Annotated in this window: 19 protein-coding genes; 5 read left to right on the top strand and 14 right to left on the bottom strand. The window is 71.0% G+C overall.

The features are described from left to right. Positions 1-266 precede the first annotated feature (266 nt). The gene (gene purL / locus VGJ24_RS12865; RefSeq protein ID WP_331501026.1) at positions 267-2,537 is read right to left on the bottom strand and encodes a phosphoribosylformylglycinamidine synthase subunit PurL; all 2,271 of its coding nucleotides are present in this window, start codon (positions 2,535-2,537) and stop codon (positions 267-269) included. 87 nt (positions 2,538-2,624) lie between these two features. Continuing rightward, positions 2,625-3,173, bottom strand: coding sequence for a helix-turn-helix domain-containing protein (locus VGJ24_RS12860; RefSeq protein WP_331501025.1), 549 nt, complete (start codon positions 3,171-3,173; stop codon positions 2,625-2,627). Between the two features lie 142 nt (positions 3,174-3,315). Between VGJ24_RS12860 and VGJ24_RS12855 the strand changes: the two genes are divergently transcribed. Both VGJ24_RS12855 and VGJ24_RS12850 read left to right on the top strand, forming a co-directional pair. Further along, the gene (locus VGJ24_RS12855; protein WP_331501024.1) at positions 3,316-4,776 is read left to right on the top strand and encodes an MFS transporter; all 1,461 of its coding nucleotides are present in this window, start codon (positions 3,316-3,318) and stop codon (positions 4,774-4,776) included. A gap of 162 nt (positions 4,777-4,938) precedes the next feature. Beyond that, on the top strand, positions 4,939-6,264 hold the full coding sequence (locus tag VGJ24_RS12850) for a glycoside hydrolase domain-containing protein (RefSeq protein WP_331501023.1): 1,326 nt from the start codon (positions 4,939-4,941) through the stop codon (positions 6,262-6,264). Here the strand turns inward: VGJ24_RS12850 and purQ are convergent. Both purQ and purS read right to left on the bottom strand, forming a co-directional pair. After that, complete coding sequence (gene purQ / locus VGJ24_RS12845; RefSeq protein ID WP_331501022.1) at positions 6,261-6,938, bottom strand: phosphoribosylformylglycinamidine synthase subunit PurQ; 678 nt, start codon at positions 6,936-6,938, stop codon at positions 6,261-6,263. The genes VGJ24_RS12850 and purQ overlap by 4 nt on opposite strands. Then, positions 6,935-7,195: a phosphoribosylformylglycinamidine synthase subunit PurS gene (purS, locus tag VGJ24_RS12840; protein WP_331501021.1), complete on the bottom strand. Its 261-nt coding sequence runs from the start codon at positions 7,193-7,195 to the stop codon at positions 6,935-6,937. Before purS ends, purQ begins: the two co-directional genes overlap by 4 nt. A gap of 103 nt (positions 7,196-7,298) precedes the next feature. Here purS and VGJ24_RS12835 point away from each other — a divergent pair, with 103 nt between their 5' ends. Beyond that, a complete protein-coding gene (locus tag VGJ24_RS12835) occupies positions 7,299-7,835 on the top strand; it encodes a general stress protein (RefSeq protein WP_331501020.1) in 537 nt (178 codons plus the stop codon). Positions 7,836-7,945: 110 nt separating this feature from the next. On the opposite strand, the gene VGJ24_RS12830 is transcribed toward VGJ24_RS12835, so the two are convergent. Genes VGJ24_RS12830 through VGJ24_RS12820 form a run of 3 tightly spaced genes read right to left on the bottom strand, consistent with a single transcriptional unit; the run spans position 7,946 to position 9,600 of the window. After that, positions 7,946-8,368 (bottom strand): SRPBCC family protein, encoded by a 423-nt coding sequence (locus VGJ24_RS12830; RefSeq protein ID WP_331501019.1) that lies wholly within the window; start codon positions 8,366-8,368, stop codon positions 7,946-7,948. Positions 8,369-8,417: 49 nt separating this feature from the next. After that, positions 8,418-9,293, bottom strand: a complete 876-nt coding sequence (locus VGJ24_RS12825) for a phosphoribosylaminoimidazolesuccinocarboxamide synthase (RefSeq protein WP_331501018.1) — start codon at positions 9,291-9,293, stop codon at positions 8,418-8,420. 34 nt (positions 9,294-9,327) lie between these two features. Continuing rightward, entirely contained in the window at positions 9,328-9,600 is a 273-nt protein-coding gene (locus tag VGJ24_RS12820) for an acylphosphatase (protein ID WP_331501017.1), read from the bottom strand. A gap of 49 nt (positions 9,601-9,649) precedes the next feature. Between VGJ24_RS12820 and VGJ24_RS12815 the strand changes: the two genes are divergently transcribed. Next, positions 9,650-10,201 (top strand): DUF421 domain-containing protein, encoded by a 552-nt coding sequence (locus tag VGJ24_RS12815; protein ID WP_331501016.1) that lies wholly within the window; start codon positions 9,650-9,652, stop codon positions 10,199-10,201. A gap of 110 nt (positions 10,202-10,311) precedes the next feature. Here the strand turns inward: VGJ24_RS12815 and purB are convergent, their stop codons facing one another. The 7 genes from purB to VGJ24_RS12780 form a co-directional block, all read right to left on the bottom strand. After that, complete coding sequence (purB, locus tag VGJ24_RS12810; RefSeq protein WP_331501015.1) at positions 10,312-11,730, bottom strand: adenylosuccinate lyase; 1,419 nt, start codon at positions 11,728-11,730, stop codon at positions 10,312-10,314. Between the two features lie 22 nt (positions 11,731-11,752). After that, positions 11,753-12,550, bottom strand: a complete 798-nt coding sequence (locus tag VGJ24_RS12805) for an alpha/beta fold hydrolase (RefSeq protein ID WP_331501014.1) — start codon at positions 12,548-12,550, stop codon at positions 11,753-11,755. A gap of 511 nt (positions 12,551-13,061) precedes the next feature. Continuing rightward, positions 13,062-14,312, bottom strand: a complete 1,251-nt coding sequence (gene purD, locus VGJ24_RS12800) for a phosphoribosylamine--glycine ligase (protein ID WP_331501013.1) — start codon at positions 14,310-14,312, stop codon at positions 13,062-13,064. Between the two features lie 75 nt (positions 14,313-14,387). Beyond that, entirely contained in the window at positions 14,388-15,638 is a 1,251-nt protein-coding gene (locus tag VGJ24_RS12795) for an APC family permease (RefSeq protein WP_331501012.1), read from the bottom strand. A gap of 8 nt (positions 15,639-15,646) precedes the next feature. Beyond that, positions 15,647-16,144 (bottom strand): hypothetical protein, encoded by a 498-nt coding sequence (locus tag VGJ24_RS12790; RefSeq protein WP_331501011.1) that lies wholly within the window; start codon positions 16,142-16,144, stop codon positions 15,647-15,649. A 57-nt stretch (positions 16,145-16,201) separates the two neighbouring features. Then, positions 16,202-17,089 (bottom strand): catalase, encoded by an 888-nt coding sequence (locus tag VGJ24_RS12785; RefSeq protein ID WP_331501010.1) that lies wholly within the window; start codon positions 17,087-17,089, stop codon positions 16,202-16,204. A 16-nt stretch (positions 17,090-17,105) separates the two neighbouring features. Next, positions 17,106-18,389 (bottom strand): adenylosuccinate synthase, encoded by a 1,284-nt coding sequence (locus VGJ24_RS12780; protein WP_331501009.1) that lies wholly within the window; start codon positions 18,387-18,389, stop codon positions 17,106-17,108. A 124-nt stretch (positions 18,390-18,513) separates the two neighbouring features. Between VGJ24_RS12780 and VGJ24_RS12775 the strand changes: the two genes are divergently transcribed. Continuing rightward, positions 18,514-19,428: a diacylglycerol/lipid kinase family protein gene (locus VGJ24_RS12775; RefSeq protein WP_331501008.1), complete on the top strand. Its 915-nt coding sequence runs from the start codon at positions 18,514-18,516 to the stop codon at positions 19,426-19,428. Positions 19,429-19,532: the final 104 nt, after the last annotated feature.

The raw sequence follows: 19,532 nt of genomic DNA, 5'->3' as shown, positions 1-19,532 counted from the left end.
CGACGGCCACGTCGAAGTCCAGCTGCCGGGTGTAGCCCAGGGTGCCGAGCACGCGGTCGTAGAACGTCTTGGCCGCGTCGAGGTCTGCGCAGTTGATGCCGAAGTGGTCGATCATGCGGCCAGCATGACGCCCACGACCGTGGACCGGCAGGGTCAGGTGGCCCCTGTCCGGGTTGCCGCATCAGCGCGATCGCGCCGTTGTGACACGCAGATCGCCGCGCGGACTGTCGTAACCGCGCGATCGCGCCGATATGACAGTCGCCCCGTCAGTTCCCGAATGCCCCCGGGAGCGTGCCTCTCCAGGCGGCGGACAGCTCGTCGAGCGGGATCTCGAGGTGGTCGGCGACGATCAGGGACGAGCCGCCGGTGCGGCCGATCGGGCCGGCGGGTACACCGAGGCTCGCGGCCATCGTCAGGAACGAGTCGACCCGGTCATCGGGGACGGTCGCGAGCGCGCGGGCCGCGGACTCGGAGAAGAGCCCGACGAACGGGTCGCCCAGCAGCGACACGGTGGCACCGACGCCGCTGCGCAGGCACGACTCGACCAACGCCTGCGCGAGCCCACCCTCGGACATGTCGTGGGCGCTGGTCAGGTAGCCACCACGCGCGGCCTCCACCAGCAGTCGCGCGAGATTCGCCTCGTCGAGCAGGTCGACGCGCGGCGGGCATCCGCCGAGATGGCCGTGTACGACGTGCGCCCACTCGGAACCGGACAGCTCCTCGCGGGTCTGGCCCAGGTGGACGATCGTCTGGCCCTCGGCCACGAAGCCGGTCGGCGTACGGCGGCGTACGTCGTCGATCACGCCAAGCACCGCCACCACCGGGGTCGGCAGGATCGCGGTCTCGCCGGTCTGGTTGTAGAGCGAGACGTTGCCGCCGGTGACCGGGACCCCCAGCGCGAGGCACGCGTCCTTGAGCCCGCGGCACGCCTCCGCGAACTGCCACATGACCGCCGGGTCCTCCGGCGATCCGAAGTTCAGGCAGTCGGAGACGGCCAGCGGCATCGCACCGGTGCAGGCGACGTTGCGGAAGGCCTCGGCCAGTGCCAGCTGGGCACCGGCGTACGGGTCGAGCTTGCAGAAGCGTCCGTTGCCGTCGGTGGCGACCGCGACACCGAGATGCGTGCCCTCGTCGACGCGCACCATGCCGGCGTCGGACGGCTGGGCGAGAACGGTGTTGCCCTGGACGTAGCGGTCGTACTGGTCGGTGATCCACGACTTGTCGCACAGGTCGGGCGAGGAGGCGAGCCGGAGCACGGTCTCGCGCAGCTCGGCGTCGTCGGCCGGTCGCGGCAGCGCCTCGGCCACGTCGGACTGGAGGTCGTCCTGCCAGTCGGGGCGGGCGAGGGGCCGCCGGTACGTCGGCCCGTCGTGCGCCACCGACCGCGGGGGTACGTCGACCACGGTCGCGCCGTACCACTCGATCTCGAGCCGCCCGCTCTGGGTGACCTCGCCGATCACGACGGCCTCCACATCCCACTTCGCGCAGACCTCGAGGAACCGCTCCACGTCCCCCGGCTCGCAGACGGCCATCATCCGCTCCTGCGACTCGCTCATCAGGATCTCCTCCGGAGCGAGCGAGGAGTCGCGGAGCGGGACCAGATCGAGCGAGACGCGCATGCCGCCGTCGCCCGCGCTGGCGAGCTCGGACGTCGCGCAGGAGAGGCCGGCGCCGCCGAGGTCCTGGATGCCGGCGACCACACCGGCCGCGAAGAGCTCGAGCGTGCACTCGATGAGCAGCTTCTCCATGAAGGGGTCGCCGACCTGGACGCTCGGCCGCTTGGCGGGACCGGTCTCGTCGAAGGTCTCGGACGCCAGCACGCTCACGCCTCCGATGCCGTCGCCGCCGGTGCGCGCGCCGTAGAGGATCACCTGGTTGTCCGCACCGGAGGCCTTGGCGAGATGGAGGTCCTCGTGGCGGAGCACGCCGACACAGAGCGCGTTGACCAGAGGGTTGCCGGCGTAGCTCGGGTCGAAGACCGCCTCGCCACCGATGTTGGGCAGCCCGAGGCAGTTGCCGTAGCCACCGATGCCGGCCACGATCCCGGGCAGCACCCGGTGGGTATCCGAGTCATGGCCGCCGGCCTCGAGCGGGCCGAATCGCAGAGCGTCCATCACCGCGACCGGCCGGGCGCCCATCGCCAGGATGTCGCGGACGATGCCGCCGACCCCGGTCGCTGCTCCCTGGTAGGGCTCGACGTACGACGGGTGGTTGTGCGACTCGATCTTGAACGTAACGGCGTACCCCTGGCCGATGTCGAGGACGCCGGCGTTCTCACCGATGCCGGCCAGCATCTTTCCGACCGGCGTCTCCTGCGCGATCTCGCCGAACTGCTTGAGGTGCACCTTCGAGGACTTGTAGGAGCAGTGCTCGCTCCACATCACCGAGTACATCGCCAGCTCCGACGACGTCGGGCGGCGCCCGAGGATGTCGCGGATCCGGTCGTACTCGTCGGCCTTCAGACCCAGCTCGGCCCAGGGCTGCTCCCGGCCGGGGTCGGCGGCGGCGAGGGCGACCGTGTCGAGGGGGTGCGGCACCTGCTCAACCTATCGTCGGAACTCGGCCTGACCGGTACGACGTTCCGCCGACGGATAGGCCAGGAAGGGCCCGGTCGGGGCGATCGATCAGACGAGCATGCCGTCGGCGATGACCTCGAGCAGGGGGCGGATGGCGGCCTGGTCGAGGTTGGAGTTGTCGGCCACGGCGGCGACGCCACCGACGAGGCGGCACATCTGCACGGCCTCGATCTGCTCGCGGAGCGCGTGCTCCTCCTCGAGCCGGTCGACGACCCGCTGGGTCGCGGCGGCGAGGGTCTGGCACTTTGTCATGATCGGGGAGTTCTTGTCGCCCATCGCACTGGTGATCTTGGCCGGGCCGCCCTTGTGCAGGGAGATCAGCCCCACGTAAGTCTCGAACCACGCAAGCAGCAGGTCCCGTGGGTCGCCCTCGTGGACGAGCACCTTGTCCGCGGAGTCGTTGACCCGGTCGACCCAGCTCTGCATGATCGCGTCCATCAGGACGTCGCGGCTGGGGAAGTGGCGGTAGAGCGTGCCGGCACCGACGCCGGCCCGCTTGGCCACTTCGTCGAGCGAGGCGTCGTACCCCTGCTCGCGGAAGACCTCACGCGCGGCCTCGATCAGCCGCTCCCGGTTTCGCTGTGCATCAGCGCGCATAGCCCACCTCACTTGCCAAACGGAGAGTGTCTCCGTATATTGTTCTCGAACCGGAGAACTCCTCCGTTACAGAGTACCTCGGCCCTCGTCGGAGAGCCAGACAAGGAACAACACTCCCGTGTCACGTCCCAACAGCACTGCAGTGTCCACTCGCTCCACCCAGGCATCCCGGGACCTCCCGGCGGAGCTGCCGGCCGACTCCGGCCGGGCCGCCACGGGGATCGCGATCGTGCTCATGGCCCAGCTCATGCTCGTGCTGGACGTCGCCGTGATGAACGTCGCCCTCCCGCGCATCGACACCGACCTCGGCTTCGGCCCGGCCTCGCTGTCCTGGGTGCTCAACTCGTACACGCTCGCCTTCGGCGGACTCCTCCTGCTCGGCGGCCGGCTCGGTGACGTCCGTGGCCGGCTCCGGATGTTCGAGATCGGCCTGAGCGTCTTCACTCTCTTCTCGCTGTTGGGCGGCCTCGCGCAGACCCCGTCCCAGCTGATCATCGCCCGCGCCCTGCAAGGGGCGGGCGCCGCCATGGCCGCACCGAGCGTCCTGGCCCTGCTCACCACCAGCGCGCCCGACGAGGCCGCACGGAACCGGGCCCTGGCCCTCTTCGGTGCCGTCTCCTCGGCCGGCGCGTCCATCGGCCTCCTGCTCGGCGGCGTCGTCACCGACGTCGGGTCGTGGCGCTGGACCCTGTGGATCAACGTCCCGATCGGCCTGGCGGTGCTGCTGCTCGCCCGGCGCTACGTGACCGAGACCCCGCGGCGCCCCGGCCGCTTCGACCTCGTCGGCGCGGTCACCGCGACGGTGGGCGCGGTCGCGATCGTCTGGTCGCTGATCGGAACGCCCGAGCACGGCTGGCTGTCGGTGCGCACCATTGCCGGCTTCGTCGTCGGCCTGGGCCTGCTCCTCGTGCTGGGCCGCACCGAGGTTCGCCACCCGCACCCCCTGATCCAGCCGCACCTGGTCCGCAACCGCCGCCGGGTCGCCGCCCTGGCCACCATGGCCCTGGTCATCGGCGCGAACCTGTCGATGTTCTTCCTGGTCGTCCAGTACGACGAGCGCGTGCTCGACCTGGGTCCGTTCGCCACCGGCCTCGCCTTCCTCCCGTTCAGTCTCGCGGTCTTCGGGATGTCGCGGATCACCCCGTGGCTGATCGGCCGGATGGGCGCGCGGGCGATGATCCTGGTCGGCACGGCGGCGATGGTCGTCGGCTACCTCTGGCTCAGCCAGATCAGCGCGACCGACAGCTACTTCGGTGCGGTCTTCGGGCCGGTGCTCATCTCGGGCCTGGCGACCGGATTCATCTTCATGCCGATCACCACGACCGTGCTCTCCGGCGTCGAGCCGGAGCATGCCGGGTCGGCCTCGGGCCTGCTGCAGACCACGCAGCAGCTCGGCAGCGCCGTAGGAGTGGCGGCCATCGTCTCGGTCTACGCGACCGGCGCGGTGCCCGGCCAGCTCGTGCCCGGCCTCGAGGCGGCGTTCCTCACCTCGGCGGTGTTCTCGCTCGCCGCCTTCGTGGTCGCCGCCACCGGGCTGCGCACCCCGCGCGAGCCGGAACGGGTGACCGAGGCGCTCGAGCCGGAGCTCGCCGAGGCCGCCTGACCGGCACCCCTCACACCCGGTTCGGGGGAACTACAAACATGTAGTTCCCCCGAACCTCTGTGACGGGTGTGACTCCTGTGTTTAGGGTGTGCGGTCCCCGTGGATCCCGGCTCCGGCCGGCCCCCCGCCACGGGGACATCGCCAGCCTTCCGGGAGTCCCGTATGTTCCTCCGCCCCGTCCTCGTCGCCGCGGTCCTGAGCACCGTCGCGGGGGTGGCCACGGCCGTCTCGGCGGAGAGGGCCGCCACGGCGAACGTGGTGACGCCTGGCAGCTTCCGGGGGTACGGCTTCGACCAGTGCCTGGCGCCTTCGCAGAAGGCGATGAACGCCTGGCTGAAGCACTCGCCGTTCCTGGCCGTCGGCATCTACACCTCCGGTGCCTCGCGCGCGTGCCGCGACCAACCCCACCTCACCCCCACCTGGGTCAGCACCCAGCTGCGCAACGGCTGGAAACTCCTGCCGATCACGCTCGGCCCGCAGGCGCCGTGCAACCCGAGGTTCCCGCGCTACGGCAAGGATCCGGTGATCCGCAACAACCCGGGCAAGCACGGCAACTACGTCAAGGCCCGCACGCAGGGACAGGCCCAGGCGCAGCGCGCTGTGTCCGCCGCCCAGAAGCTCGGGATCTCCCCGGGGAGCACGCTCTGGTACGACCTGGAGGGCTTCGACCAGAAGAACGCCCGCTGCCGCAAGTCGGCGCTCTCGTTCCTGAGCGGCTGGACGCGCGGGATCCATGCTCTGCACTACGTGTCGGGTGTCTACTCCAGTGCCGGATCGGGCATCTGGGCCTTGGACCAGGCACGAGTCAACAACCCCGGCCTGTACCAGTTGCCTGATCAGATCTGGATCGCCCGCTGGGACGGCGACGCGAACACCTCCACGTCGTACATCCGCAGCGACGGCTGGCGCCCGGGCGGCCGGATGAAGCAGTACGTCGGCGGTCACAACGAGACCTGGGGCGGGGTCACGATCAACATCGACCGCGACTTCCTCAGCCTCGGCCGGCCCGCGGCCGGGCCTGAGAGGCACTGCGGTGGCGTGAACGTCGACCTCACCGACTACCCACGGGTGAAGGCCGGCTCCGACCCGTTGTCGGTGAAGGCGCTGCAGTGCCTGCTCACGGAGCAGAAGGTGTACACCGGCAAGGTCAACGGCACCTTCAACGAGAAGACGCTGGCCGCCGTCCAGACCTGGCAGCGGACCCACGCCCTCCCGGTCCGTACGTCGTTCGGCCGGCGCAGCTGGATGTCGCTGCTGGTCACCGGACCGCAGCCGGTGCTGAAGTTCGGCTCGACGGGGCCGTCCGTGCGGCACGTGCAGCGTGCGCTGAACGCCGCGACGTCCGGGACCGACCTCGCGATCACGGGCCTGTTCACCCGGAGGACCGACTCCGCATTGCGCGCGTGGCAGATCGCGACGAAGCGCACGGCCTCCGGGATCGTGAACCCCGGCACCTGGGCGGCGTTGGCCGCCGGCAGCCGCCGCTAGCTGCTCGCGGCGCCGGTCAGAGCCACGAGGCCGGTGAAGAACCCGAGGCCGTCGGTGCCGGCGCCGGTGAGGTCCTCGACCGCGTGCTCGGGGTGCGGCATCAGCCCGACGACATTGCCGCGTTCGTTGGTGATGCCGGCGATGTCGTGCAGGGATCCGTTGGGGTTGACGTCGAGGTAGCGCGCGACCACGCGCCCCTCCCCCTCGAGCCGCTCCAAGGTCGGCCCGTCGGCGACGTACCCTCCCTCGCCGTTCTTGAGCACGATGGTGACCTCGGCGTTCTCGTCGTACGACGAGGTCCAGGGCGTGCGGGTGTTCTCGATCCGCAGGCGCTGGTCGCGGCAGACGAACATGCGATGGTCGTTGCGGGTCAGCGCGCCGGGCAGCAGGTGGGACTCGCAGAGGATCTGGAAGCCGTTGCAGATGCCGAGCACCGGCATCCCCCGCTCGGCGGCGGCGATCACCTCGGTCATCACCGGCGCGAAGCGCGAGATCGCACCGCAGCGCAGGTAGTCGCCGTACGAGAAGCCTCCGGGCAGGACCACCGCGTCGACGCCCTGGAGGTCGGCCTCGCCGTGCCACAGTGCGACCGCGTCGCCGCCGGCCAGCCGGACCGCGCGAGCGGCGTCGGCGTCATCGAGCGAGCCGGGGAACGTGACGACGCCGATCCTCATCCGTCGCCCTGCGTCTCGTCCGCGGTCACCGTGTAGTACTCGATCACCGGGTTGGCGAGCAGGGTCTCGGCCATCCGGCGTACCTCGTCGAGCCGCTGGTCGTCCGCGTCGCCGTCGACCTCGATCTCGAACCGCTTGCCCTGGCGTACGTCGCTGACACCCTCGAACCCGAGTCGTGGCAGCGCTCCGAGCACGGCCTTGCCCTGGGGATCGAGGATCTCGCGCTTGGGCATCACGTCGACGACGTACCGGGTCACGGCGTGCCTTTCGGTGGCGGCGGAGCAGTGCAGACGAGGGTCAGTCTAAGGAGCGGGACGGTCCGCTCGACGCAGCGCCACCCGGAGCGGGCACACTGTGGTCATGTCAACGAACAACCCCCTCGGCGGGCTCGGCGGTAGCAGCAACCCGAGGCTTCAGGGCGCGAGCCTGCTGCAGCTGCAGTTCCCGCAGTCGCTGGCCGTGTACGACGAGTACGCCGCCGCGCAGAAGGCCGTCGATTTCCTGTCCGACAAGGAGTTCCCGGTCCAGAACTGCATGATCGTCGGCACCGACCTCAAGCAGGTCGAGCGGATCACGGGCCGGCTCACCACGAACAAGGTGGGCCTCGGCGGTGCCCTGTCCGGCCTCTGGCTCGGCATCTTCATCGGCATCCTCTTCACGATCTTCGACAGCAACAGCGGGTTCCTCACCATCGTCACGACCGCCCTCTTCGGTGTGGTCTTCGGGATCGTCTGGGCCCTGGTGGGGTACGCCGCCACCCGCGGCCAGCGCGACTTCTCCTCGGTACGCGTGGTCGTCGCGACCCGCTACGAGGTGCTGGTCGAGCACAAGCTCCTCGCGCGGGCCCAGGAGCTCCTCGCCCAGCTCCCCGGCGGTCGCCCCAACCCCTTCGCCTGACCGCCGAAGTGGGACTTCTCCGGCTTCGAGGTGGGGCTTGTCCGCCGGTGCAGTCCCACGTGGAAGGCGGACAAGCCCCACTTCGGCGCGGGACAACTCCCACTTCGGCGTCAGTGAGAGAGGACCTCCGAGGCGCGGAAGAGATCCTTGCGGACCGTCTCGGGAGCCCAATGGCCGCTGACGCTGGCGGCGAGGGCGAACGGGCCGTGTCCGACGAGCCGACCCTCGGCGGTCAGCCGGGTGCCCTGCCGGGTCTTCAGGAACCGCAGGGTGAGCAGGCCGTCGACGCCGCGCCAGGTGCCGGTCTCGCTGAGGAGGCGGTACGGCGTGAGCTCGATGATCTCCATCCACGGCTTGATGCCGACCTTGGTCACGTCGCGCCATTGCATGCCACGATGCGGCTCGCCTTCGTCGACGTCGGTGACCGTGCGGAGGGTGGACTGCCAGAGCGGGCGGTTGTGCGGGTCGGCGAGGAACTGGAAGAGCGCCGACGGCGGGTGCGGCAGCTCGAGCGTGACCGAGAAATCGCTCATCGGGGTCCACGCGGAGCGGCCAGCGCAGCGAGCTGCTTCGTGGGGTGGTTCACCAGCGCTGGCCCGTCAACGTCTCGTAGGCCTCGAGGTAGCGCGCGCGGGTGTGCTCGATGACGTGGTCCGGCAGGGGCGGCGGCGGTTCGCCCGACGCGCGGTCCCAGCCCGAGGCCGGCGAGAGCAACCAGTCGCGGACGATCTGCTTGTCGTACGACGGCTGGGCGTGGCCGGGCTGCCACTCGTCGGCCGGCCAGAACCTGGACGAGTCGGGGGTGAGCACCTCATCGGCCAGCACGAGGGTGTCGTCGGCGCGACGTCCGAGCTCGAGCTTGGTGTCGGCCAGGATGATCCCGCGGGTGCGCGCGATCGACTCTGCCCGGGCGTAGACCGCCAGGGTCAGCTCGCGCAGCGACGCGGCGGCGTTCTCACCGACGGTGGCGACGACGGCGTCGTACGAGACGTTCTCGTCGTGCTCGCCCAGCGCCCCCTTGGTGGCCGGGGTGAAGATCGGCTCCGGCAGCCGGCTGCCGTCCTCGAGCCCGGCGGGCAGTGCCATGCCGCAGACCTCGCCGGTGGCGCCGTAGTCCAGCAGCCCGGAGCCGGTGAGGTAGCCGCGGGCGACGCACTCGACGGGGTACATCTCGAGTCGTTCGCAGATCACCGCGCGGCCGCGGACGGCGTCCGGCACGTCGGTCGAGAGGACGTGGTGGGGCACCAGGTCGGCCAGCCGCTCGAACCACCACAGCGACATCCGGGTCAGGATCTCCCCCTTGTCGGGGATGGTGGTGTCGAGGATGAAGTCGAACGCCGAGATGCGGTCGCTGGCGACCATGAGCAACCGGCCGTCGGGCAGCGCGTAGAGGTCGCGCACCTTCCCGGAGTGGAGGTGGGTCGCTCCGTCGATCGCGGGCGCCACGGGGGTCGGCATGGGGCGAGGGTACCGGCCGGCGCGGCCGGAGCGATCAGTACCGGATGTCGAACGCGTCGGCCCCGGTGGGCTGCGCCTCGGTGACGGCCAGATGCCTGACCGCGGCGTACGACGGTCCGTTCCGGCACCACTCGACCATCGACTCGACGGCCCGGTCGTCACCTTCCACGTGAGCGGCCACGGAGCCGTCGGGCTCGTTGCGCACCCACCCGCGGACGCCGAGCCGCTCGGCCTCCTGCAGCGCGTACCAGCGGAACGAGACACCCTGCACCCGGCCGGTCACCTTCACCGTCACGGCCCTGGACATGCGGCCAGCCTAAGGAGCGTGGCGTCCCCCGGCGACGATCATGAGCGCCATGTGGACCGACCTCACGCACCTCGACATCTCCGTCCTGGACAAGATCATCCGGACCGTCGTGGTCTACCTGGCGCTGATCGTGCTGCTGCGGCTGGCCGGCAAGCGCGACCTGGCTCAGCTGAACTCCTTCGACCTGATCGTGATCCTCCTGCTCTCGAACGTGGTGCAGAACGCCGTGATCGGGCCGGACAACTCCCTGATCGGTGGGCTGATCGGCGCTGCCGTCCTGATCGCCGCGAACGCGGTGATCGTGCGCTTCCTCCGGCGACGCAGCAGCGACCGGGTCCGCGACATCATCGAGGGGCACACCACGATCCTGGCCAAGGACGGGCGGTGGGACCCCAAGGCGCTGCGGGAGGAGGGCGTCCGGCAGAGCGACATGGAGGCAGCGCTGCGCCGTCAGAATGCGTACAAGGTCGACGATGTCGACCAGGTCAAGCTGGAGCCGGGCGGGACGATCGTGGTCTACCTCCGGCCCGAGCTCGAGTCCGCGACCAGGGCCGACGTACGTCGGCTCGAGGCCAAGCTGGACCTGCTGCTCGGCGGCTGATCGCGGGTCGGTCATAACAGCGCGATCGCGCGGTTATGACATCCTTTTGGGCGGATTGGATGTCATAACCGCGCGATCGCGTAGTTACAGCAGTCCCCAGGTGTCTGCCTTCAGAGGATCGCGCCCGGGGTGTACGCCGCAGCGCCCGGGTGGCGGGCGACCAGCGCCTCGACCCGGCGTACGACGGCCCGGGTCTGTGAGCGGGCGGCACCGGTGAACTCGATCGGGTCGCTGACCAGGGCTGCGATCGTGGACCGGTCGAGGCCGAGTCGCGGGTCGGCGGCGAGCCGGTCGAACAGGTCGTTGCGCTCGCGGCCCCGACGCAGCTCGAGCGCCACCGCGACCGAGTGCTTTTTGATCGCCTCGTGCGCAGCTTCGCGACCCACGCCTCCCCGCACCGCGGCCATCAGCACCTTGGTGGTGGCCAGGAACGGCAGGTACCGGTCGAGCTCGCGCTGGATCACCGCGGGGAAGGCCCCGAACTCGTCCAGCACCGTGAGGAACGTCTGGAAGAGCCCGTCGGTCGCGAAGAACGCATCGGGTAGCGCCACACGGCGTACGACGGAGTCGGAGACGTCGCCCTCGTTCCACTGGTCACCGGCCAACTCGCTCACCATCGAGAGGTGACCGCGGAGCACGACGGCGAGGCCGTTGACCCGCTCGCACGAACGGGTGTTCATCTTGTGGGGCATCGCCGACGAGCCGACCTGGCCCTCGGCGAAGCCCTCCGTGACCAGCTCGTGACCGGCCATCAGCCGGATGGTGGTGGCCAGGTTGGACGGCGCCGCCACCAGCTGGACCAGGGCCGAGACCACGTCGAAGTCCAAGGAGCGTGGGTAGACCTGACCGACGCTGTCGAGGGTCCGCTCGAAGCCGAGGTGTGCGGCGACCCGGCGTTCGAGCTCGGCCAGCCTCTCCTCGTCGCCGTCGAGCAGCTCGAGCATGTCCTGCGAGGTGCCCATCGGTCCCTTGATCCCGCGCAGGGGATATCGCGCCAGCAGGTCCTCGAGCCGCTCGACCGCGACCAGCAGCTCGTCGGCCACCGTCGCGAACCGCTTGCCCAACGTGGTCGCCTGAGCGGCGACGTTGTGCGAGCGACCGGCCATCACGGTGGCCTCGTGCTCGCCGGCCAGCCTGGCCAGACGCGCCAGCGCCGCCACCGCGCGGTCGCGCACCAGCGCCAGAGACTGCCGCACCTGGAGCTGCTCGACGTTCTCGGTGAGGTCGCGCGAGGTCATCCCTTTGTGAACGTGCTCGTGCCCCGCGAGCGCGGCGAACTCCTCGATCCGCGCCTTGACGTCGTGCCGGGTCACCCGCTCGCGCGCCGCGATCGAGTCGAGGTCGACCTGGTCGACGACCTTCTCGTAGGCCTCGACGACTCCGTCGGGTACGTCGACCCCGAGGTCGCGCTGGGCGGTCAGCACCGCGATCCAGAGCCGGCGCTCCAGGACGACCTTGTGCTCCGCCGACCAGATCGCGACGAGATCGGGTGCGGCGTACCGCGTCGCGAGGACGTTGGGGACGGTCACCCGCCCATGGTAGGGAACTGCGTCAGCGTCGATGGTGCTCGGCCAGCACCGGCGCGAGCACCGACGCCGGGGCGGAGTGGAACTCGCCCTCGAGGATCTGGAACCGACCGTCGGCGGCGGCCTTCGCGGAGGCCTCGGCGCCCGCACGCAGCCAGTCGGGGCTGCCGGTGCTCCCGAGGCAGAGCATCGGGACGGTGATCGAGGCGAGCAGCTCGGTCGGCAGCGGCGCCTGGCTGCCGCCCAGGCAGAGGCCGTCGTAGAGCACGGTGCGGCCGAGGGGGACGAGCGCGTCCCAGAACGGGGACTGCTTCATCTGGTCGACCTGCTCCTGAGGCTGGCCGACGCCGGCGACCATGAAGTACTCGAGCATCGCCGACGGCTCGTCCGCGTCGTACAGCTCCTGGAGGTGCTCGACGTAGTCGGCCGGAGGTTTGGGTCCGTCGCCCACGCGGTAGGGCGTCTCGAAGGTCGACAGGCTGGTGATCGCCAGGCTGACCGCAGCAGCGCGGTTGGCCAGAGCGCCGCCCGAGGACTGGCCCAGGATGCCGGCGCTGCCCCCGTTCGCGGCGATCACCGACTCGAGGTCCTCGATCTCACGCTCGACGGCGTACGGCGTGGTGTCGCCGCTGTCGCCACGGCCCCGGCGGTCGTACGTGACGGCCCGGAAGCCGAACCCGGCCATGGCCTCAGCCAGCTCGGTCCAGTCCTCCTTGCGTTGCGTCGCTCCGCTCACGAAGACGACGGCCGGTCCTTCGCCGTACGCCCGGTAGCCGATGGCCGTGCCGTCGGCCGATGTCGTGGTCTGCGTCTGCGCGCTCATGGCTCTCCTCAGCTCGTGGTGCCCGTACGTCGAACAGGCTCTCCCGATTTCGACACCGCGTCGACCATGGGCTCCGGGAGCGCGAGGGCCTCCTCACATCCAGCCGGGCTCGGGGGGGTGTTCGAGCGTTGCCTCCTGGTTGTGGAGCCAGCCCGTCGTGGGCGGGGCGGAGAAAATCGTGTATGCGCACCGCCGTGCAACGGTCACGATCCTGACTCCGGAGAGGCCAACCCACCCGGCCGCGCGACACGACCGCGAGGTGGGAGCCGGAGCGGAGGCCGGGGCCACGTGTGCAGGCGCGGCGGCCGCCGTACCCCGCGACCATCTGCAGCGCTGTGAGGCCGACGCGCGGCCACCAGTGGCGCCGGACTCCGATGCGGCTCCCGCCCCCGACGCCGCGCAACCAACAAACCAACACCACGGCCGCCCGGCGCCCGAGGACCGCGTCGTCCCGCGACCACCCCCACGGCCGCCCCGCGGCCGAGGACCGCGTCGTCCCGAGATGGTGCCGTCATCGACCGGCGGCGATGTCGCGACGCCACTGGGCGCCGGGAAAGGAGATCATGCCGACTCCCTCGTACGCCTTGGCGCGCGCGTCCGCGACGTCGGCGCCGACGGCGGTCACTGCCAGCACCCGCCCGCCGGCCGTGACGAGGTGGCCGTCGGCGAGCGCCGTACCAGCGTGGATGACGTGGACGGCGAGATCGCGGGTCAGCGTCTCGGTGCCCACGATGACGTCGCCCTTCGACGAGGTCTCCGGGTAGCCCTTGCTCGCCATCACGACAGTGACGGCGGCGCCCGACTTCCAGGTCGGCGGCGACACGTCGGCCAGCGTGCCGGTGGCCGCGCCCAGCAGCAGGGGCGACAACGGCGAGTCGAGGAGAGCGAGCAGCGGCTGGGTCTCGGGGTCGCCGAAACGGGCGTTGAACTCGATCACCCGGACGCCGCGCGAGGTCACGGCGAGACCGGCGTACAACACGCCTGAGAACGGCGTGCCGCGCCGCGCCATCTCGTCGACGGTCGGCTGCAGGACGGTGCGGCGTACCTCGTCGGCGAAGTCGTCGGGGACCCAGGTGAGCGGGGTGTAGGCGCGCATGCCGCCGGTGTTGGGTCCTCGGTCGCCGTCGTGGATGCGCTTGAAATCCTGGGCGGGCAGCAGGGGGTAGACCGTCGTGCCATCGGCCTCGTTCCAGCCGCACACCCCGAACACGCTGATCTCCGGGCCGTCGAGAAACTCCTCCACCACCACTCGGTCACATGCCAGCGCGTGGTCGATCGCGAGGTGGCGGTCGTCGGTGACGACCACGCCCTTTCCGGCCGCGAGCCCGTCGTCCTTCACAACGTACGGAGGGCCGTAGGTGTCCAGGGCCGCGACGACCTCGGCTGCGGTGGTGCACACCTGCGCGCGGGCCGTCGGGACTCCGGCCGCAGTCATCACGTCCTTGGCGAACGCCTTCGACCCCTCCAGCCGAGCCGCCTCGCCGGTGGGGCCGAAGCACGGGATTCCCACACGTCGTACGGCGTCCGCCACGCCCGCCACCAGCGGCGCCTCGGGGCCGACCACCACGAGCCCGACGCCCAGCTCCACGGCCAGCGCGGCGACCGCGTCACCGTCCATCACGTCGACGTCGTGCAGCGTCGCCTGCGCGGCCATGCCGGGGTTGCCGGGCGCGGCGTACACCGTGTCGGCGCCGCGGTCGGCGGCCAGGGCTCGGACCAGGGCGTGCTCGCGCCCGCCGGTCCCGATCACGAGGACGTCCACGGTCGCCACCCTACTGAGCGGCGCGCGACCCGTCCGGCGGTGAGGCAGGACCGCTGGGACTGCTCGGAACGGGTCCTAGCTCACCGCCCGCAGGCGGATCAGCCGAATCACGATGCCGACGGCGAAGACCAGGACGCCCGCGATGATCGACTGCCAGGGCAGGGTGGCCACCAGCACCAGGCAGCCGGTGCCGCCGAGGAGCTGGAGCCAGCGCGGGAAGCGACGAGCCGTCGTCGGCTGGCGGTACGCCGACGCGTTGGCGACGAAGTAGTAGAGCAGCACCCCGAACGACGAGAACCCGATCGCGCCGCGCAGGTCCGTCGTGAGCACGAGGACGACGACGATCGCCGCCACCGTCAGCTCGGCCCGGTGGGGCACGTGGTAGCGCGGGTGTACGGCGTCCAGCCATCGCGGCAGGTCGCTCTCGCGGGCCATGGCCAGACCGGTCCGCCCGAGCCCGGCGACGAGTGCGAGCAGCGCACCGGCGGAGGCGAGGGCGGCTCCGACACGGACGACAGCCACGACCCAGTCGGCCGAGGTCGCCCGCACGGCGTCGGCGACGGGAGCGGACGACGCAGCGGTCCCGGCCCCGCCCAGGACCGAGAGCACGGCCACGGCGACGACTGCGTACACCACGACCGCGCCGGCCAGGGCGAGCACGATCGCCCGCGGAATCACCCTGGCGGGATCGCGCACCTCCTCGCCCAGCGTGGCGATCCGGGCGTAGCCGGCGAACGCGAAGAACAGCAGTCCGGCCGACTGGAGGACGCCGTACAGCCCGTGCGTCGGCGAGGCCCATCCCTCCAGCCCGGACGACGAACCGCCACGGAAGCACGCGACGGCCGCCACCACGAGGGCCCCGAGCACCAGCGAGACGAGGACGCGCGTGAGCAGCGCGGTGCGGGTGATCCCCGCGCAGTTCACCAGCGTCAGCACGACCACCACCGCCGCGGCGACCGGCCGCAGCCAGCCGTCGGGAGCGACGTACGCCGCAAACGTCAGCGCCATCGCCGCGCACGACGCCGTCTTGCCGACCATGAATCCCCAGCCGGCGAGGTAACCCCACCAGTGGCTGAGGACCTCGCGGCCGTAGAGGTAGGTGCCGCCGGCCCGCGGGTACGCCGCAGCGAGCTGCGCCGACGCGGTCGCGTTGCAGTACGCGACGACTGCGGCGACGGCCAGTCCGACCAACAGGCCGGTGCCGGCGGCGCGCGCCGCCGGACCGTACGCCGCGAAGACTCCCGCTCCGATCATCGAGCCGAGCCCGATGAACACCGCGTCGCCCAGGCCGAGACGCCGGTCGAGCGACGCCGGTGTGACCGTCACGGCGGCCATCACACCATGGCGGCCGCGATGCGGCGTCCGGTCTCGGTGATCTGCTGCTCGGTCGCCGCAGGCATCGTGTCCTCCCACGCCATCAGCAGGTGACCGCTCATGTCGAGCCGCCCGAGCGGGCGCGGGACGAACCAGACGTGGAAGTGCGCGCCACCGTCACCCCAGCGGTAGAGGTGGACCCGCGCCACGTCGCCCAGCGCCAGCACGGCGCGCTCGACGCGCCCGCACACCCCTGCGAAGGTCGAGCCGACCTCGGGAGGCATGTCGGCGAACGAGTCGAAGTGCGCCCGCGACGCCAGCCACACCGAGCCGGGCAGGCCGGTCTGGCCGGGGTTGTGCAGGGTCCAGTGCTGGTCGGCCCAGATCAGGTTCTCGTCGGAGCCGGCGCTGCACGGGAAGCAGGGCTCGCCACCCTCCTCGCCCCGCCGGGGCGGCTCGGGCACGACGCGGTCGGCGGGATCGATCAGGGTCAGCGGTTCGGCGTACGGAAGTGTCATGCGGCCAGCGTCCGGCGAACCCTTCCGCTTTGCTTGACCCGACTTGCCCGAGCGCGATCAAGCCGACGTACGACGCGCGACGGACTCGCTGTACGCGGACGGCCGGTACCTCAGGATCGGGTCGTCGGAGAGCTCGATGCCGTCGACCACCCGCGCCGGGTCGAAGACCACCGGGCCACCGGACTCCTCCGGGTCGTCGACCGGGGCGGTCACCTCGATCACGCCGGCGGTGAGCTGCCGGCCGCCCTTCCAGACCGACGTCGGGTCGTGGGGGTCGTCGCCCTCGGCGGCCACGATCACGTGCAGGTCGTAGCGCACCGGCCCTTCGGCCAGACGGGCGACGATCTCCTGCCGCAGCCGGTCGAAGCCCTCGAACGAGCCACTCGGCCGTCGCCCGACCTGCGGCCGGAACTCGTAGCGGACCCACCTCCGAGTGCCGTCGGCGGCGATCCAACGGTAGGCATGGATCGGGTAGGAGGTCTTCTCGGCGTAGGAGAACGGCGGCGCGATCGCCTTGGCACGCACGTTGGCCAGGAACGCGCCGATGGTGCCCGGATGACGCGCCACCCAGAGGGGGAACGTCGCGGGCCGGACGGCCGCCTCCGTCATCGACACGAAATCTGCGGGCTCCCGCACCGGGAAGCGCGGTGCCGTCTGCCCGAGCAGGTCGGTGTCGCCGGCATCGCTGCGGAACCTCACCGCCATCCCTCGGACGTCGGATGCCTTGTCCGGCACCTTCGGAGACCCGGCTCCGTTGGACCAGCGGACCAGCAGCGGCACGGACTCGCCGGAGAAGACGGCCGCCCGGCAGAGCTCCGCGGCCGCGTCCGCGGCGGTGAACGTCCCCTCGTAGAACGTGCCGCGGGCGTGCAGCGTGCGGTGGCCCGGGTGGGGTCCACGGTACGCCGCGGTCAGTCGGTCGATCGCCTCGCGCGGGTCGATCATGTGTGGACCGTACCGCTCAGTGCGGGACCTCGAGGGTCTGCTCGCGACCGGGTCCGACCCCCACCCCCCAGATCTGCGTGCCTGACATGTCCTCCAGGGCGCGCACGTAGGCCCGCGCGTTGGCCGGCAGCTCGTCGAAGGCGCGGCAGCCGGAGATGTCCTCCCACCAGCCGTCGAGGTGCTCGTACACCGGCCTCGCGTGGTGGAACTCGGTCTGGGTCATCGGCATCTCGTCGTGCCGGACGCCGTCCACGTCGTACGCCACGCAGACGGGCACCTTCTCCCAGCTCGACAGCACGTCGAGCTTGGTCAGGAAGAGGTCGGTGAGGCCGTTGACCCGGGAGGCGTAACGGGCGATGACCGCGTCGTACCATCCGCAGCGACGGTCGCGGCCGGTCGAGACACCGACCTCGCCGCCGATCTTCCAAAGCTTCTCGCCGTCCGAGTCGAAGAGCTCGGTCGGGAAGGGTCCGGAGCCGACGCGCGTCGTGTAGGCCTTGATCACGCCGATGACGCGGTCGATCCGGGTCGGGCCGACCCCGGCGCCGGTGCAGACACCGCCCGCGACGGCGTTGGACGACGTGACGAACGGGTAGGTGCCGTGGTCGACGTCGAGCATCGTCGCCTGCGCACCCTCGAACAGCACCGTCTCGCCGCGGTCGAGCGCCTGGTTGAGCAGCAGCGTCGTGTCGGCGACGAAGGGCCGAAGCCGATCGGTGTAGGCGAGGAGCTCGTCGACGACGGCGTCCACGTCGACCGCCCGGCGGTTGTAGACCTTGGCGAGCAGCTGGTTCTTCACCTCGAGACCGGCCTCGATCTTGTCGTGCAGGATCTTCTCGTCGAAGAGATCGGCGACCCGGACGCCCACGCGCGCGACCTTGTCGGCGTACGTCGGACCGATGCCACGCCCGGTCGTGCCGACCTTGTTGGCACCGAGGAACCGCTCGGTGACCTTGTCGATCGTCAGGTGGTACGACGCGATCACGTGTGCGTTGGCGCTGACCACGAGCCGGCTCACGTCCACGCCGCGGGCGCTCAGGGCGTCGACCTCGCGGAACAGCGCCTCGGGCGAGACCACGACGCCGTTGCCGATCACCGCCGTACAACCGGGGGTGAGGATGCCGCTGGGGAGCAGGTGGGTCGCGAACTTCTCGCCGTTCACCACGATCGTGTGGCCGGCGTTGTGGCCACCGCTGGTGCGTACGACGTAGTCGATGGACTCGGTGGTGGCGAGGAGGTCGGTCGCCTTCCCCTTCCCCTCGTCACCCCACTGGGCTCCGAGGACCACGATCGCGGGCATCGGACCTCCTGCTCGGGGGCGTTCGGGGCACGGCTCACGGGCCCCGACGGGGCGCTCGGGCGGTCGCGACCATACCCCACCGGGGGAGTCACGGCCCGGAAGGTCTCGGCTAGGGTCCGGAGCCGTGGACCCCCTCCTCGTGATCACCAACGACGACGCGGGGACCGCCGACGACGAGGGTCTCCGGTCGGCGCTCGACATCCTGCGTGAGAAGTGCTCGGTCGACGTGCAGTCGACGTCCAAACCCGGAGAGCTCGACGGCGTCCTCCAGCGTGCGGCCTCACGCCGCATCGTGGTGGCCGGCGGCGACGGGAGCCTGCACGCCGTGATCGCTGCGCTGTACCGCCGTCATGAGCTCGACCACGCTGTGCTGGGCCTCCTGCCGATGGGCACCGGCAACGACTTCGCCCGGTCGCTGGGGATCCCGCTCGACGTCGAGGAGGCGGCGCACGTGGTGCTCTCGGGCGACGTACGTCCGATGGACCTGATCGTCGACGAGCTCGGCGAGGTCGTGGTCAACAACGTGCACGTCGGGGCCGGTGCCGAGGCCAGCAAGCGCGGGGCCGCGATCAAGGAGCGGCTCGGCCAGATCGGGGTCGGCAGGGTGAACCTCGGCAAGATCGGCTACCCGATCGGCGCGGTGATGTCGGCCCTCGACGAGCCCCGCGTGCACCTGCACGTCCGGCTGGACGGGAAGGTCGTCACCGACGTCGACCAACCAGTGCTGATGGTGTCCATCGGGAACGGCGCCAGCGTCGGCGGCGGCACCGAGCTCACCCCCGAGGCCGACCCCGAGGACGGCCAGGTCGACGTGATGATCTCCCACTCCGTCGGCGCCCGAGCCAGGCTCGGCTATGCCTTGCACCTGCGGCGCGGGGAGCACCACCTGCGCGACGACGTGCAGTACCTCCGCGGGGGGCAGGTGACGATCTCCGGCGACGCGTTCTGGATCAGCGCGGACGGCGAGATCAGCGGCCCGGAGCGGCACCGGAGCTGGCGCGTCGAGCCGGCGGCGTACTCGTTCGTGCTTCCTCCGTAGTCGCTGCCCCGGGTCGCTGCTCCGGTCGCTGCCCGGGTGGGGGCTGCCCCGGGTGGGGTGCTCCGGGTGGGAGCTGCTTCGGGTGGGGTGCTCCGGGTGGGGGC

This window comes from Nocardioides sp., assembly GCF_036493135.1.
Taxonomy (GTDB): domain Bacteria; phylum Actinomycetota; class Actinomycetes; order Propionibacteriales; family Nocardioidaceae; genus Nocardioides.
Note: the sequence above shows the minus strand (reverse complement) of the source record. Positions and strands in the feature narration are given on the sequence as shown.